Here is a 14,830-nt window from a genome sequence, read left to right as displayed (position 1 = left end):
GCTTATGCACATGAAAACGCAGCGGGAACGGGTCAGTTACGCGCTTGCCAGACGAAACACTCTGGAGTCGATGCGCGGGCCCGAATCCGTCATGCTTCCCGACCCTTGCGACGCCCAGCCACTGCTGGTGACGTCCGCCCTAAACCACGGCGACGAGGCCGAAGAGCCCTGCCCCGTGTGCGCCAGCGATCACCTGCTAATTTTGCGTTACGTTTTCGGCGATCAGCTGGGGCAATTTTCGGGTCGGATTAAATCGCTGGCAGAATTAGCGGAAATGGAAACTCAATTCGGCGAGTTCAAAGTTCGCGTAGTCGAGGTCTGCCCCGACTGCAAATGGAACTTCATGATCGAGTCGTTTTTGTTAGGCGACGGCATCAAGAGAAGGCCGCCGAGGCGCCAACAAACGGTGGAGGATATCTATGGCTAAGAAAAATAGCCCGAAAGCAGTCAAGCGCGGCAAGCCTGAAATGCCGCGGCGCGCCAAGAAAAAAAGATTCCCTGTTTTCAAGACGATTCTCGTCGTCATCCTTGCGTTTGCGGTGCTGCTTGGGTTGGGTGGTGTGTTGTTCTACGCCACCGTCGAGTTGCCTAACCCGAACGAGGAATTCACCACTCAGACCACCACGCTCTACTACGACGACGGGAAGACCGAGCTTGGCAGGCTGGCTATCCAAAACAGGGAAGCGATCGCCTACGACCAGATGCCGGATAGCCTGAAAGACGCCGTGGTGGCTGCGGAGGACCGCAGCTTCTGGTCCAACCAAGGCATCGACCCTGTCGGCATGGCGCGTGCCGCGTTTGGAATTATCCGAAACCGCGAGATCAGTGGTGGCGGTTCCACCATCACTCAGCAGTACATCAAGATTCTTTACCTAACCAGCGAGCAGAAGCTGAGCCGCAAGCTTAAAGAACTTGCGCTCGCAATGAAGATGAACCAGGCCGAGTCGAAGGAGACAGTGCTGGCCGGTTATCTGAACACCATCTACTTCGGCCGTGGCGCATACGGCGTCCAGGCTGCCGCGCAAGCGTTTTTCGGTGTTGATGCTAAAGACCTGACTCTTCCGCAATCCGTAGTGTTGGCGTCCGTCATTAACGCGCCAAGTAACTATGATCCGCAGCGTGGCGAGGTGCAGGCCCAGAACCTGGCCGAGCGCTACCAGTACGTGCTCGACGGCATGCTGGAGATGGGCACGATTTCTCAGGAGGAACACGACGAGGCCAGCGCTGGTCTGCCGGAAATCCCGAACTACGTCGCCCCGAACACCTACTCCGGCCCCAACGGCTTCCTGGTGCACATGGCAACCGAGGAGCTGCGCGCTAAGGGCTTCACCGAGGAGCAGATCAACGGCGGTGGCCTGAAGATCACCACCACCTTTAACGAACAGCGTCAGAAGGACGCTGTGGCAGCGGTTGATGCCACTGTCGAGAACGTCATCGCCCGTGCCCGCACGCACACCGACGAGAACGGCAACCAGGTGAAGCCGAACCCTGACGATCTGCACACCGGTTTGGTGTCCATTGACGTCAAGACCGGCGGCGTGATCGCGGTTTACGGCGGTAAGGATTTCGTCCAGAATTCCCGTAACTGGGCGACGACTCCGCGCTACGCGGCTTCCACGTTCAAGGCTTATGGCTTGGTCGCTGGTCTGCGAAACGGCTTCGGTCTCAACTCTGTGCTTCGCGGCAACACCTTCACGCCGGAAGGCGAGAACTCTCCGGTCAGCAACAACGAGGGTATTAACTACGGTCCTACAACGTTGAAGAAGGCCACGCAGCTGTCGATGAACACGCCATTCGTCGACATGATGTTGCAAATTCCTGACGGCTACAACGAGCTGGTTCGCGCGGCCAACGATGCTGGCGTTCCTGAACATCCTAGCTGGAAGGAGCAGGCAGGCCGTCTCGTTTTGGGCATGGGTGAGGTGTCCGTGTTTGACAACACCGCGGGCTTCGCCACCATCGCAAACCAGGGCATGAGGATTCCCGCTCACACGGTTAAGAAGGTCGAAGATTCTGTCGGTTCCGTTCTCTACGAGGCAGACGAGAAGGGCACCCGAACCATCGAGGACCCCGTCGCTCGTGACGCGATCGAAGCCATGAGGCGAGCTCCTCTTGCCGGCCAAGTAATCGCGGAAAAGACCGGCACCGAGGGCGTCACCGCTGGCCAGGACGGCGCCACCAAGGCCGTCAACCGTTCCGGTTGGACCGTCGGCTTCACCCCGAGCGTCGTAACCGGCGTCATGATGGTTGCCGGCGACGATGGCCAACAGGACCTGAACGATTTCATGCCGGCTGGCATGTACTTTTACGGCGGTTCTTACCCGATGGACGTGTGGACGAACTACATGACAAGGGTGATCGCCGATAGCCCGAACGAGCCGTTCCCCGCGCCGGGCAACATCAGCCCGACGATCGGTCCAACCTATATTCCGAGCGTGGAAGCGTCTGCGCCTCAGGAGGAAGAGGAAGCCGAGGAGACCGAGCGGCCGGTGGAGACTCAAGAGCCTGAGCCGCGTCAGACTCAGACTCTGCAGCCAGCTCCGGCGGCAACCGAAACCCGGGTGCAGGAAGTTCCTGAACCGGCAGAAGAGCCGTGACGGTAAGGGAGTCCCTGACCCAGCGCATAGGCGGCCCTCTTGGGCCGCGGGCCCGTCGTCGAGGGGTGTGGTTTTCGCCGGGTGTGTTCGCGTTCGGCGCGGCCTTTTTCACGATGCTGGTGGCAATTTTGCGTCAGCTTCCGTGCCGAAACACCCCTCAAGATTTCCCGAACGCTTTCGTGCGCCTTTGTTACACGGACATTCCGACGCTCTACCTGACCCGAGACATGGGCAAGGGCGGCGGAATCTACTCCGATATTGCCCTGGAATACCCGCCGCTGATCGGCTACATGATCGCCGCAATAAGGTGGTTTTCCGGTCTTTTCTACAACGTCGGCCCATCAGCAACGCACGCTGACACGGTTTGGTCGGCGGAGACTTTCTTCGTCGCAAACGCCGTTTTGCTGGGTGTGCTGTTCTTCGCGTTGGTGTTCGTACATCTGCGTCTGGACTCGGCCCGTCCCTGGGATGCCCTATTCATCGCAGCTTCTCCGCTGGTGATGACGAGTGTCCTGATTAACTGGGATCTCCTGGTGGTTGCTCTGGTGGCGTTCGCCATCTATGCCTGGGCCAACAAGCGCCCGCTGCTGGCAGGCGTGCTGATCGGGCTGGGAGTATCGGCGAAGCTGTATCCGATTCTGCTGCTCGGCGCGATCCTGATTCTGTGTTTGCGCGCAGAAAAGTGGCGGGCGATGGTTCGGGCCGTCGCAGGTGCCGTCATCGGCTGGGTTTTTGCGAATCTGCCGGTCGCCCTCGCAGCCCCCGAGGGCTGGAAGTATTTCTGGACGTTCAACGCCAACCGAGGCGCCGACCTCGGCTCGATCTGGTATCTGCTCAAGCTCATCGGCCTGGACGTCCCGAAGGTTTCGACGGTGGCCTTCGGCTGCATGTTCATGCTCGGCGTCGGCGTGGTGGTGCTTTCGCTGCGCGCGCCCAGGCGTCCACGCCTTGCGCAGGTTACGTTACTGCTGACGCTGATCTTCCTCATGTTCAACACGGTCTATTCGCCGCAATACGCGCTGTGGCTGCTGCCGCTGGTTGTTCTGGCCCGTCCTAAGTTGTTGGACGTCGGCGTCTGGACGGCCGCCGAGCTGGTCTACTGGTTCGCGATTTGGGGTTTCCTGGAGGGCATTCTCGGCGTCGGGCAGAGCGCGCAGTGGGTTTACTGGATGGCAATTATCGTGCGTATCCTCGCCCAGTTGTGGATCGGGCTCCGAGTTGTAGATGACATGCAGCGGCCCTGGGACGACCCCGTCCGGGTTGGATATGCGGACGATCCTCAAGGTGGCGTGCTGGATCATGCGCCAGATTTTTCGCTGTTCCTGAGGGCCAAGAATGCGCAGTAATCCGCGCCTGGTCGCTTTCGTATGGTTGTCCACCAGGGCGCTGATGTTCGGCGTCGTCGTGTTGGCCTGCCAACGTAACTCGCTGAGCCTTGAGCAGGCGCTTAGTCACTGGGACGTCCAGCACTTCATGACGGTCGCGAAAACCGGCTACGAAAACCCCGTTGATATGGCGTTCTTCCCAGGCTTACCGATCGTGATGAGGGCTCTTTCGCTGGTGAACGTGCCGATGTGGCTGACGGGGGTTGGGTTCGCGCTGGTCTGCAGCGCCCTCGCCGTCGTCGCCCTGGAGCGCATGTACGGTTCGGCCGCGGCCTGCCTGTGGCTGCTGGCACCGATGAGCGTTTTCACGATCGTCGGCTACACCGAGGCCCCGTTCGTTGCCGCCGCCTTCTGGTCGTGGGAGCGTGCCAGGTCCGGGCGCTGGGCGCAGGCCGGAATCCTCGTCGCGCTGGCCTGCAGCCTGCGAATCTCCGGGCTATTCCTGATCGCTGGTCTTGGCATCCTGGCCCTGACCCAAACCGAATACTGGTTCAAAGATCGCATCAAAAACGCTGCTTGGTTGCTGCTTGGTGCCGGCGTCCTCGGCGGGTTTGCTGCTTACTTACACTCCAAGACCGGTTCGTGGAGCGCCTGGTACAACGCTCAAAACGCCGGCTGGCATCGCGAGCTGAGCTGGCCGTGGGAGGCGCTGCAACGCACGATCCCGATGACCAGCGCCGGCTACTGGCCTGGACGCCCCGAGGTGCCCGTCATGTTCACCCTGGAGATCGTCGCGGTGGCCATCGGATACCTCGTCCTGCTCGTTTGCCTGTTCCGTCGACGCTGGGGAGAGGCCACATTCGTCGCGGCCAACGTCGTTCCGCTATCGTCCAGCGGCTGGTTCATGTCCGTCACCAGGGCGGTTCTGCTGTTGTTCCCGCTCTACGGCTGGCTAGGCGGGTTTGGTGGCAGACGCAGCAGCTCTTTCGTGCGGGCTGTTCTTGGCCTTATCCTCATCGGCGATTTAGTGCTGATGGGGTGGTGGACGTACTGCTTCGCAAGCGGCGCCTGGGCTTGCTAGGCACGGCGCCTGGGCTTGCTGAGCGTGGCGCCTGGGCTTGCTAGCGTCCGTTTGTCCAGCCCATCACTCCGTGGTGTTTGACGCAGGCTGTCGCCACCTTTGTAGCCGCCTTCAGCGCGTATTGGAAGCTATTCCCCTCAGCCAGGTAATGTGCCAGGGCGCCGTGCAGCACGTCCCCGGCGCCATTGGTGTCAACTGCCCGCACTTGCTCAACCGGCAGCCAGTTGGTCTCGTAGCTTGGCGTCAATTCCTCGTCCCAGCTGAGCTCGCGGATCTCCACCTTTCCTGGGCCGTCGCTCCTGGCTAGGGAGTGAATCTTGTATTCGCTCAGCTCGTCCAACGCGTTCTTCGGAGTCGAACCTGGCGTCTTGAAGTCCGCAGAAATCACCGCAACGTCGAGCTGGGGGAGCAGCTTTTCTAAGCCTGGCTTCCAGGATCCGCCGTCAAGCAGGTGGACAGGCTCGGGAACTTGGCTGAGCGGCACGGAAACCGGCAGCAGATGCCCGTCGTGCAGAACCACGTTTGCGCCGGAGAGTACCTCCGCGTCCGGCACGCTAACATCGTCCAGCGAGGTGTTGTTGGTGGAGACAACGCAGCGATGGCCATTGTCGGTAACCATAACCGTGGAGATGGGCGGCTGGAAAGACGCCGGGGCGACGTCGACGATCTCGATGCCGGCCAGAAACTCTCGAACCAGTTTCGATAGCGCGCTTTTACCCAGGGCCGTGACGAGCACAACCTGCGAACCGAGCTCGCGGGCGGTGCGTGCGGCGTTGGCGGCTGGGCCTCCCACGTCGATAGTGGAACCTTTGGCGACGATCTTTTTGTTCGGCTCAGGGAACGCGTCGATTCGCTGGGTGTGGTCGATTGTGGTGAGCCCGACGCAGACGATCATGCAAGCAAACCTTCGCGTTCGGGGTGCTCAGCAAAATATTTGACGGTGTATGGGCAGACAGCTTTCACCTTCAGACCAGCTGCCGCGATTTCGTCGAGTGCGTATTCGGTCAGTCGTCCGGCTAGGCCCTGGCCCCGGTACTCGGATTCGGTTCCGGTGTGGTTAATGGTGACGACGTCCCCTGAGCGGGCGAAGTCGATCCTGGCGGCGACGGTTTCGCCGTCGAGTGCCAGGAATGAGTTGTCCTTGCGTGTGAAGTTCATAAGTCCTCGAGTGTCGAAAGGCCGGTACCTATTAAACATTTGTTAAGTGGTAACTAGTATTCGGTTTTCCGCGGCCGCCTTCGCGATAAACCAGTCCTTCACCTATTAATTGGTTCAATGCGTAGCGGACAGAATACTTGGGTAACTGAGTCCACTCAGAGATCTCTGCAACCTGTGTTTTTCCTTCTTCAAGCAAAGAAAGAATGAGACGCCCGTTTTTTGTTTGGGTTTCGGAAGATTTATTTTCTGATGTGGAATCTGGTTGTTCAGGTTGTGGGGCGTCGTTTGTTCGTGAATTCGTGGCTGCTACGTTGCTGGAACGTAGCGCAGCGGGGGTCGGCCAAATGATCGCCGTGAAACTAACTCCTGTGTCTCGGAATATCGGCGGTATAGAACCAAGACGTTTTGCGGTCTCAAGGACCTCTCTTATTCCACCGCCCTCGCCTTCGATGATTGCCGACCCGTCACTTGTGTAAAGAGATTGTGAGATGGAATATAGGCGCTGATTTACAGCAGCTCTGCTAAGTGTTCTACTCGTTAGTTGACTTACGTCGATACCTCTTAGCCCTCCTGGGCTAGAAACGATTAATTTATTCTGGTCTAGCCGAATATCGATACTTTTGCCCACGCCTAAAGTGTCTGGCCCTAAGTCTCTGTGGACAATCGCATTGGCAATTAGTTCTCTGGCTGCATTTAAGGCAAACTCTGGACGGTCGGCCATATTGCCGTTTTCGTCGTATGCCCGGGTGTACGAAATATTGTTTCGGACCCATTCCATAAGCTCCTCAAGCAAGATTGGGACGGGGCCTTCGAATCTTTCCAGGTTTCGTATCGCACGCTTTCCAGAACCATCCTTTGTTCTAACTGCTGCGGTAATAGCTAGAGCGGGGAAAGGCCCTTGGGGGTAAATACCCATGGCGTAGAGACCTGCAACGGTTAGCTCGCCTGATGAATTAATCACTCGGGTTAGTCTCAGTAGGTCCTGATCATTTTTAATTGTCGTGAGGCGTTTACGAGTTCGTCGGCATTCTGCGAGATAGTTTTTGACTAATTCTTCATCCAAGTCCGCTATGGATGTATTCGGAACTGCTATTTCGTCGTAGGGAACCCGTTCGTCTGAATTTAGTTTTGCGACTTCGACCATATGAACGTCTGTGTCGCTCATCTTGTAGTCGCCATCTGCTTGACGCAAGTACGGGATTCCTCGAAATCTTGCTGGCCTTAACGCAAGCGGCAATCCGGGGACTTCCACAACAACAATTGTTTTTCCTTCGATTTGCAGATTGTACGTTTCGATAACCGGCGGTGGGACTACAGCGGATCGAGCCATGTCTGTTATTTGTCTTCCGGTTTTCCCCGGATCTGGAACACCATAGATTTCGAAGTTTGTGGTTTCGTCACCGATGCCCAGCACTAAAACTCCGCCAGCTGGCATATTCGCGAAGGCGCAAAGAGTGGTGCAGATATTTTTTTCGTTAGGTATCCCTTTGGCAGCCCGTTTTACTTCGAACGACGCCGTGTCAGATTGATTTTGGCGCAGTAGCTGCAGCTCATGGTTGATGTCTTCGGCGGTTAGAACCATAGAACAACAATAACAGTGGAACAACAATAATTATTGTTTAATCTATTGGGTTTATTGTTTTTCGCGGTCGAGATGAGTCTGTGGCGGAGCTTGAAGAAAAAAATATGCGTAAAACAACAATAATTATTGTTGTTTAGCTTGGTGAGTGTTGTTTGGCTCTTAAAAGTCCTCGAGTGTCATTATCGGGTAGACGTGGTAGGCGGGTTCTTCGTAAGGGTGGGCTGCCAGCATTGCCTCCAAAGCTGCCCGTGCTTTGGAGCGTTTGCAGACGCATTCGATGCGTTGCTCGGCAACTTCTTCGGGCTCGCCTGGGGTGCCGATGGTCGGGTTAGCGTTCAGCGACGGCTCGAAGCGTCCGGTGCCTGACGCGCTGAATGTGCACGCCCGATATTCGCCTAACTGTCCGGCTCCTGCGTTTGCGAGTGCCTTGCGAATTTTCGGGGCGGCCTCGGCGGGCGAGAAAACCACGATGACCACTAAATCGCTCACAGTTACTGCCTATCACAGCTGAGGTAAAAAAGTTCTCCGATAGGTCAGGGGAGAGCCCATCTCCTGACGACAGGTATTTTTCTTAGTACCCAAACAGTCGCAACGCAGAAAGCCCATGTGATGAGGCAAACAAGCAAATCTGAACGAAAACCGTTGTAGCCAACAATGCGACGAAAAGCATCGGAAGGAATGATGTGTATTAGGTATATGCCAAAGGTGAGCTTTGACAAATTTGCCAGGGCGGTATGTAGTCTCGTATCAAAGCGCTGAAAATTAATCTGTTTGGCTAATACAAAAAAGGCTGCTGTAATAAAAGGAACCCCGACGCCAAAGTAGCTGGTTAGTAGTTCTTGATGACCCCACCCTTTCAATGATGTGAATGCTCCTAGCACGCTAAAAGATAAAAACCCTATAAATCCAAGTGAGTAAATGGCTGTTCTTTGCCACTTTTTCAGATCGATCTTCAAAAGTACGTATCCCATAATTGGGAAGAGCACGTATTCGCTACCCGGAACTATGTCTACCTGAGGCAAAAAATCTGGAATGAATGATCTGACTAAAGGCATGATTACGCCGCCAATGAAGCAGATCGCAATTAGGTAATAGTAGAACTTAGTTGGGTCTTCGGGTCGATTTTCGATTGCCGTTACTGCTGCAGAAAAAAGTGGCATAAGTACGTAAATGCCAGCCAAAACCATTAGGAACCATAGGGGGGCATTTGCTTGTTGTAGATTGCAAAGAAGGGATATTGGGTTTTCAAAGATCTTTTTATTATCGAGACAAAAGAATTGGTATAAGGCTCCCGCTATCCCCCAGATGAAATAAGGGATGATTATCTTAGAGAATCTCTTTTTGAAGAAATCTCTGATGCTCATTTTTCTTGTGAAGCCAATTAGATTTGCGCCACTTATAGCAAAGAATAGGGGGACTGCCGCAACTCCGATTCCGCTGATCAGGTATTCGATCCAGTAGCCGTTTACTGGCTGGTTGCTGAAATATACTGTTCTGGAATGTAGAAACACGACGAGAAAAATGCCGACAACATTTAATACATCCATCCAGGCTCGTCTGTGTGTATTTTTTATCACGGCATAGATCTTATCTGGTGCGCAATGCTTGTTTGCACCACAATGCAGTTTACTGGTCGTTTTGTATGCGTATCTTTTCGTCGAGACAATGAGTGCAAAACTGCCTTAGTGCCAATGCAAAAACAAAAAGCGGTAATCCTGCCTGTCTAAAGGTGCTGTTCGACGGCCATCTCGTCACCGATCCGGCGCTGTGGAAGGGCGCGCCGCGCATCGTCATCGGCGAATAAAAGCGATAAAGAATGACCGGCCGTCCATACTCGGGCAGCCGGTCATTCTTGTTTAACGATTATTTACGATTATTTTTCGCTTTGCTTGATCTCCCACTCGGAAATCAAGCGGTTGTACGCCTGGGCTTCGTCGATCATGTTTGTGGTGACGCTGTAGGCCCGGTTGATCCTCTTGTACTGCGTCAGGCTAGTAGCCGGCAGAACGCGCTTGGCCACCGCCCTGGCAGCCTTAACCGGGAACAGCTTGGAGAACTTTTCCAGCGCGGCCTTGACGTTGTTAACCGGATCCTCCATGCCACGCAGCCCCAAGACAGCCAAGCTGCGAACCTTGTTCAGCGGATTCTTGGGTTGCTCAAGGCTCTGCAGAATTAGCCGAGTCTCGGCGTCCACCTCTAAATCATCGATCGGTCCGAAGTGCCTCTCGATCAGGTCTTGCATGTCCGCGATGGCCTTAGCCGAGTCTTTCGCGTGGAATGCATCATAGGTGATCAGTTGCAAGAACCACTTCAGCAAGCTAGCCTTGTGGTCCTCGAAAATCCCGCTCTCATGCCAGTGTGTGAAAACCTTGTCAGCCATGGCTAGGTGATTTTTGACGACGTTAGCCCGCTTCTGCATCTGAATGTGCATCGCCGAACCGGGCCTGCTGTATCTGTAGCTATAGAGATCATCCTTGATGCTTACGGTTCGCTGCGATTTGGGGTATGCATCGAGATAGAAGAGCTGGTCCTCGCCGATGGCTAACTCCTCATCGAAACGCAAAGAACTGCGTTCGATGAAATCTCGAGAGAACGCGGAAAGCCAGATGTAAGGACGAGCCAGACACTTTTTGAAGAGCTTCTCATCGAAACCCTCGACGACGGCATCTTTCGGCTTCAGCGCATTCGCCAGCCACTGGTGGGGCTGCTCGAACGAAATCGCCTCTCCACCGAACGTCAAAATATCCGGCTGTTTCTCACCGAATTCCCTCGCAACAGTTGCGCAGGCGCCCGGCTTGAGGAAATCGTCACTATCGACGAACATAACGATCTTGCCCGACGCCAGCTCCAGGCCATGGTTCCGTGCTGCAGACACGCCCTGGTTTTTCTGCTCAGCGACGACGATTCGTGGATCCAGATCAGCCGCAATTTTCAGCAACTGCGGAGAGCTATCCGTCGAACCATCTTCGACGCAGATGATTTCGATGTCCTTGAATACCTGGCTCCTGAGCGAATCCAGGCACCGAGGTAAATACTTCTCAACGTTATAAACCGGGACAATAATCGAGATCAGCGCCACGATTTAGCCAGTCCTTTCGCCTTCTTGTATGCCTTATTGGCTGCCGTTTTTGCCAGGCCGACGAAACCGCGGTCCTGAATCAGCCTGCCAACCTTGTGGCTGAGCGCCTCTGGCTTAACGCGCCAGTCGTGGTAGTCCCGCGGATTAAGCAGGATCGTCCTCAGATCCTGCAGCTTCCACGGCTCGAACAGCCTGATGTCGACGTGCCCAGCTTTGAACTCGTCGAGGAACATGTCCCTGCCCTTTTCGAGCACCAGCACCTTGTTTTCCTCGGCCACCCGCTCGTAGTTCCAGATCAGCGCGTCATAAAGCATCTTGACCTTGACGGGGGAGAAAATCTCACTCTTCTTCTTGTTCTCGGAAAGCCAGCGGGTGATCTCGGAGTACTCGTTGAACAGGGCGTCCACCTTGGCAGGAGAATTCACCGACGAATTCTCGTTATCCTGCCTGTAGTGCACAAGCGGCTTGTGGACGAAATACACCTTGTCTGCCGACGCCCAAACTTTGAAGGTGAAGCTGGTGTCCTGGAAAGAGGCGCCGGGGGTCTCGAGGAAACGAATCTGGTTTTTATCCAAGAAAGATTTGCGATACATCGCCGACCAAATGGACGGCTTTGCGTGGAAAATTCCGTGATCGACGCTAGTGTCGATCAACCTGCCCGCCTTATTGGCGGGGATGGCCTCGAAAAACTCGTTGCGCTCAGTCGGCGTCGACCAATACATCCAAAAGTTTGCCTTAACAACATCGGCACCGGACTCCGTGATCGCCTTGTGCAGCGTGCTGAGGGCGTACGGTTCCGTGAAATCGTCGGATTCTAGGATCGCGATGAACTCGCCCTTTGCCTTCTCCAACCCCCTATTCATCGAGGCGCCGTAGCCTGAGTTTTCTTTGTCGATGACGGTGAAGCGGGAGTCCTTATCCAAAAACTCCTGGATGATGTCTCGGGAGCCGTCCGTAGAGCCATCGTTGATGCAGATGAATTCGACGTCCGACATGTCCTGCGCAGCAAGCGAGCCCAGGCATTCGTGCAGATAGTCCTGCACGTTATAGATAGGAACCAAAACGGATATAGCGGGATTCATCAGCAATCTTCCTTCGTGTGACGACGGTTGTCGTCTTGGAACAAAACGAGCAATGCTATTTCGATCGGTATCTAACCAGCATACTAAATCCGTCTGTAAAGAAGTCTCTAAGAACGCGGACTCAATCGCCCCTGATCCTGCCGACGGCCTTGTGAATATCACCGTCGAACACTACGTTTCCGTGCTCAAGGACGACGCCCCGATCACACAGATCCGCCACCATGTTTAGGTCGTGGCTAACAATAACCAGGGCTTTTCCGCTGCTCTGGAGCTCGCGGATGCGGTTCAAGCATTTGCGTTGGAACGGCTCGTCGCCGACGGCAAGAATCTCGTCCACCAGGAAAACGTCCGGGTCGGTGTGCACGGCGACGGAGAATGCAAGACGCAGGAACATGCCGGAGGAATAGAATTTAACTTCGGTGTCAATGAACTGTTCGATCTCGCTGAATGCGACGATCTCTTCGAATTTCTCTTTGATCTGCTTCTCGGTCATGCCCAAGATAGCGCCGTTAAGGAAGACGTTTTCGCGTCCAGTTAGGTCGGGGTGGAAACCAGCGCCGACCTCGATTAATCCGGCCAGTCTTCCACGAACGCCGATTTGCCCCTCGTCAGGGCGCATAACACCGGAAATCAGCTTCAATAGGGTGGATTTGCCCGACCCATTAAGCCCTAGGAGCGCTGTGGTTTCGCCCTGATTGAACGAAAGATTGATGTTGTTTAGCGCTTTGAAACGGTTGACTTCGGCGTCTGGCTTGTGTTTGAACTTCGCAACCACGAACTCTTTTAGCGAGTGCGTGTGACGAATGTTGAAAGTCTTAGTTAGATTCTCGATGCGCACGCATTCGTATGACTTAGCCAATGTGCTCTCGCTCATCACAGCTCCTGCGCGAATCGCCCGTCGAGCTTCTGGAACACGAGCTCGCCAATTAACAAGGTAAATGCGGAAATGCCCGCTGCGATGAGGGAGAACTTAATCATTCCCGGCGGCATCGCATACGTCACGCCGGACGTTGGAGCCCAGAAGCAGTAGTGGAAGAGCTCCACGACGGGCGTGATCGGGTTTAGCTGGTAGACGACCCACATCGTGCCCGAACCAATTGCCCGCACCACGAAATCCCAGTGGTAAAGAATCGGGGAAGTCCAGCTGATAACCATGTTGATCAGGTCGACCAGGTTCTCCGCGTCACGAAGAATCACGTTGACGGCACCAAATAGCAGACCGAGCCCGAGGACGAACACCGCGATGATGACGAAACCCGCCAGCCCAGCGAGAATATTTAGAGGTCCCGGACGCCAGCCCATAATCAGTGCGCCCAGCATCAAGACGACGACCTGCGGGAAGAAGTGAATGGCGGCCACCCACAACGAAGAAATGCAGAACAGCTCTCTTGGCAGATAGATCTTCTTCACCAGCGGAGAGTTGTCGACGATCGCCTTCGTGGCGTTCCTGAACGCCTCGCTGAAGAAGTTGACTACCACGATTCCCGAGAACAGGTAAACCGCGAAGTTTTCGACAGCCTGGTTCATTCTCATGAAGACGCCGACCGCGAAGTAGAACACCAGGAACTGCACGCCGGGTTTGACGTAAGACCAAAGCATGCCCAGCACCGAGCCACGGTAGCGAACGCGTAGCTCCTTGCGGACCAGCAATTTAAGCAGAAAGGGGTTCTTGAGCGCGTTGATCAGGCCCCCGCCAGAGCCAGGGCGGCTGAAGCCTTCCTGGGAAAGAGTTGTAGCCGTCAAATCTTAAAGTCCTCACTACTTGGTCAGACTACGAAAATACTCGGCAACGTGATTATCGAAAAGTGAAAGCGCCGACGCGATTGCCATGTGCATGTCTAGGTATTTGTAGGTGCCAAGACGCCCACCGAACCAGACGTTCGGCTCGTCCTTTGCCAGCTCGCGGTACTTGGTTAGGTGCTCGCGGTCTTCCGCGGTGTTGATGGGGTAGTACGGCTCGTCGTCGTGGTTGGCGAACCGGCTGTACTCGCGGTAAATAACTGTCTTTTCCTTGGTGTAATCGCGCTCGGGGTGGAAGTGGCGGAACTCGTGTATTCGTGTGAACGGCACGTCGAGGTCGGCGTAGTTCATGACCGGGCAGCCCTGGAAGTCTTCCATTTCCAGAACTTCCTTCTCCAGATCGATGGTGCGCCAGGTCAGGTCGCCCTCTGAGTAGTCGAAGTAGCGGTCGATTGGGCCGGTGTAGACGACGGGAATCTTGCCGACGACGTTGTCCTTGCTGAATTCCTGGCTGGAATCGAAGAAGTCCGTGTTCAAAAGAACGGTGATGTTCGGGTTGTCCACCATGCGCTCGAGCCAGGCGCCATAACCGTCGGTGGGTAGGCCCTCGTACTTATCGGAGAAGTAGCGATTGTCGTAGGTGTAGCGAACCGGCAGGCGGCTGACGATCGACGCCGGCAGATCTTCCGGCTTGGTCTGCCACTGCTTGGCTGTGTAGTTCATGAAGAACGCTTCATACAGCGGGCGGCCAACCAAAGAGATGCCCTTCTCGACGAAGTTCTCCGGCTCCTTATCACCCAGCTCCTGCGACTGCTCCTTGATCAGCGCCTTTGCCTCGTCGGGGCGGTATGCCGCGTTGAAGAACTGATTGATGGTGCCCAGGTTGACGGGCATCGGGTAAACGACGCCGTTGTGGGTGGTGTAGACGTGGTGACGGTAGTCCGTGAAGGTGGTGAACCGGTTGCAGTATTCCCAGACCCGCTCGTTGGAGGTGTGGAACAGGTGAGCTCCGTACTTGTGTACCTCGATGCCGGTCTCTTCTTCGGCCTCGGAGTACGCGTTGCCGCCGATGTGTGGCCTGCGCTCGACGATGACGACTTTCAAGCCCAGTTCGATGGCTGCCCGTTCAGCCATCGTCAGGCCGAAAAGACCAGAGCCTACAACTACTAGATCCGCGTTCACTGGC

The 14,830-nt window shown here is 55.4% G+C and carries 15 protein-coding genes; 5 read left to right on the top strand and 10 right to left on the bottom strand.

Features of this window, described 5'->3' with window-relative positions:
- Positions 1 to 10: 10 nt before the first annotated feature.
- The 4 genes from G556_RS0106710 to G556_RS10505 are packed head-to-tail and all read left to right on the top strand — an operon-like array spanning position 11 to position 5,003.
- Complete coding sequence (locus G556_RS0106710; protein ID WP_028822216.1) at positions 11 to 427, top strand: DUF5318 family protein; 417 nt, start codon at positions 11 to 13, stop codon at positions 425 to 427.
- Positions 420 to 2,597 (top strand): transglycosylase domain-containing protein, encoded by a 2,178-nt coding sequence (locus G556_RS10510; protein WP_051176755.1) that lies wholly within the window; start codon positions 420 to 422, stop codon positions 2,595 to 2,597. Before G556_RS0106710 ends, G556_RS10510 begins: the two co-directional genes overlap by 8 nt.
- Positions 2,594 to 3,943, top strand: a complete 1,350-nt coding sequence (locus G556_RS0106700; RefSeq protein WP_028822215.1) for a glycosyltransferase family 87 protein — start codon at positions 2,594 to 2,596, stop codon at positions 3,941 to 3,943. The genes G556_RS10510 and G556_RS0106700 overlap by 4 nt, the downstream gene beginning before the upstream one ends.
- Positions 3,933 to 5,003 (top strand): mannosyltransferase family protein, encoded by a 1,071-nt coding sequence (locus G556_RS10505; RefSeq protein WP_051176753.1) that lies wholly within the window; start codon positions 3,933 to 3,935, stop codon positions 5,001 to 5,003. The genes G556_RS0106700 and G556_RS10505 overlap by 11 nt, the downstream gene beginning before the upstream one ends.
- 40 nt (positions 5,004 to 5,043) lie before the next feature.
- Here the strand turns inward: G556_RS10505 and G556_RS0106690 are convergent, their stop codons facing one another.
- From G556_RS0106690 to G556_RS0106670, 5 genes are all read right to left on the bottom strand, one after another.
- Positions 5,044 to 5,898, bottom strand: a complete 855-nt coding sequence (locus G556_RS0106690; protein WP_028822214.1) for a PfkB family carbohydrate kinase — start codon at positions 5,896 to 5,898, stop codon at positions 5,044 to 5,046.
- The gene (locus tag G556_RS0106685) at positions 5,895 to 6,161 is read right to left on the bottom strand and encodes a GNAT family N-acetyltransferase (RefSeq protein ID WP_028822213.1); all 267 of its coding nucleotides are present in this window, start codon (positions 6,159 to 6,161) and stop codon (positions 5,895 to 5,897) included. Before G556_RS0106685 ends, G556_RS0106690 begins: the two co-directional genes overlap by 4 nt.
- Before the next feature lie 31 nt (positions 6,162 to 6,192).
- Positions 6,193 to 7,743: an RNA-binding domain-containing protein gene (locus G556_RS0106680; protein WP_028822212.1), complete on the bottom strand. Its 1,551-nt coding sequence runs from the start codon at positions 7,741 to 7,743 to the stop codon at positions 6,193 to 6,195.
- A gap of 159 nt (positions 7,744 to 7,902) precedes the next feature.
- The gene (locus tag G556_RS0106675) at positions 7,903 to 8,232 is read right to left on the bottom strand and encodes a YqfO family protein (RefSeq protein ID WP_028822211.1); all 330 of its coding nucleotides are present in this window, start codon (positions 8,230 to 8,232) and stop codon (positions 7,903 to 7,905) included.
- Between the two features lie 44 nt (positions 8,233 to 8,276).
- Entirely contained in the window at positions 8,277 to 9,320 is a 1,044-nt protein-coding gene (locus G556_RS0106670; RefSeq protein WP_155941775.1) for an acyltransferase, read from the bottom strand.
- A 92-nt stretch (positions 9,321 to 9,412) separates the two neighbouring features.
- Between G556_RS0106670 and G556_RS11770 the strand changes: the two genes are divergently transcribed.
- On the top strand, positions 9,413 to 9,547 hold the full coding sequence (locus tag G556_RS11770) for a hypothetical protein (RefSeq protein ID WP_267878596.1): 135 nt from the start codon (positions 9,413 to 9,415) through the stop codon (positions 9,545 to 9,547).
- A 69-nt stretch (positions 9,548 to 9,616) separates the two neighbouring features.
- Here the strand turns inward: G556_RS11770 and G556_RS0106660 are convergent, their stop codons facing one another.
- From G556_RS0106660 to glf, 5 genes are all read right to left on the bottom strand, one after another.
- A complete protein-coding gene (locus G556_RS0106660; protein WP_028822209.1) occupies positions 9,617 to 10,822 on the bottom strand; it encodes a glycosyltransferase family 2 protein in 1,206 nt (401 codons plus the stop codon).
- On the bottom strand, positions 10,813 to 11,904 hold the full coding sequence (locus G556_RS11090; RefSeq protein WP_081675539.1) for a glycosyltransferase family 2 protein: 1,092 nt from the start codon (positions 11,902 to 11,904) through the stop codon (positions 10,813 to 10,815). Before G556_RS11090 ends, G556_RS0106660 begins: the two co-directional genes overlap by 10 nt.
- 121 nt (positions 11,905 to 12,025) lie before the next feature.
- On the bottom strand, positions 12,026 to 12,778 hold the full coding sequence (locus G556_RS0106650) for an ABC transporter ATP-binding protein (protein ID WP_051176750.1): 753 nt from the start codon (positions 12,776 to 12,778) through the stop codon (positions 12,026 to 12,028).
- Positions 12,778 to 13,647 carry an ABC transporter permease gene (locus tag G556_RS0106645; protein ID WP_028822207.1) on the bottom strand — a complete coding sequence of 290 codons (870 nt, stop codon included), beginning with the start codon at positions 13,645 to 13,647 and terminating at the stop codon, positions 12,778 to 12,780. Before G556_RS0106645 ends, G556_RS0106650 begins: the two co-directional genes overlap by 1 nt.
- Positions 13,648 to 13,662: 15 nt before the next feature.
- Positions 13,663 to 14,826, bottom strand: coding sequence for a UDP-galactopyranose mutase (glf, locus tag G556_RS0106640; protein WP_028822206.1), 1,164 nt, complete (start codon positions 14,824 to 14,826; stop codon positions 13,663 to 13,665).
- Between the last annotated feature and the right edge of the window lie 4 nt (positions 14,827 to 14,830).

The organism is Propionimicrobium lymphophilum DSM 4903 (assembly GCF_000423485.1).
GTDB lineage: Bacteria > Actinomycetota > Actinomycetes > Propionibacteriales > Propionibacteriaceae > Propionimicrobium > Propionimicrobium lymphophilum.
This window is presented reverse-complemented; position numbering and strand designations above follow the sequence as displayed.

What these genes read in the sequence shown, in the direction of transcription:
- G556_RS0106690 (WP_028822214.1), bottom strand. Translation starts at nt 5,898, where the DNA reads ATGATCGTCTGCGTCGGGCTCACCACAATCGACCACACCCAGCGAATC.
- G556_RS0106680 (WP_028822212.1), bottom strand. Translation starts at nt 7,743, where the DNA reads ATGGTTCTAACCGCCGAAGACATCAACCATGAGCTGCAGCTACTGCGC.
- G556_RS0106650 (WP_051176750.1), bottom strand. Translation starts at nt 12,778, where the DNA reads ATGAGCGAGAGCACATTGGCTAAGTCATACGAATGCGTGCGCATCGAG.
- G556_RS0106710 (WP_028822216.1), top strand. Translation starts at nt 11, where the DNA reads ATGAAAACGCAGCGGGAACGGGTCAGTTACGCGCTTGCCAGACGAAAC.
- G556_RS10505 (WP_051176753.1), top strand. Translation starts at nt 3,933, where the DNA reads ATGCGCAGTAATCCGCGCCTGGTCGCTTTCGTATGGTTGTCCACCAGG.
- G556_RS10510 (WP_051176755.1), top strand. Translation starts at nt 420, where the DNA reads ATGGCTAAGAAAAATAGCCCGAAAGCAGTCAAGCGCGGCAAGCCTGAA.
- G556_RS11090 (WP_081675539.1), bottom strand. Translation starts at nt 11,904, where the DNA reads ATGAATCCCGCTATATCCGTTTTGGTTCCTATCTATAACGTGCAGGAC.
- G556_RS0106685 (WP_028822213.1), bottom strand. Translation starts at nt 6,161, where the DNA reads ATGAACTTCACACGCAAGGACAACTCATTCCTGGCACTCGACGGCGAA.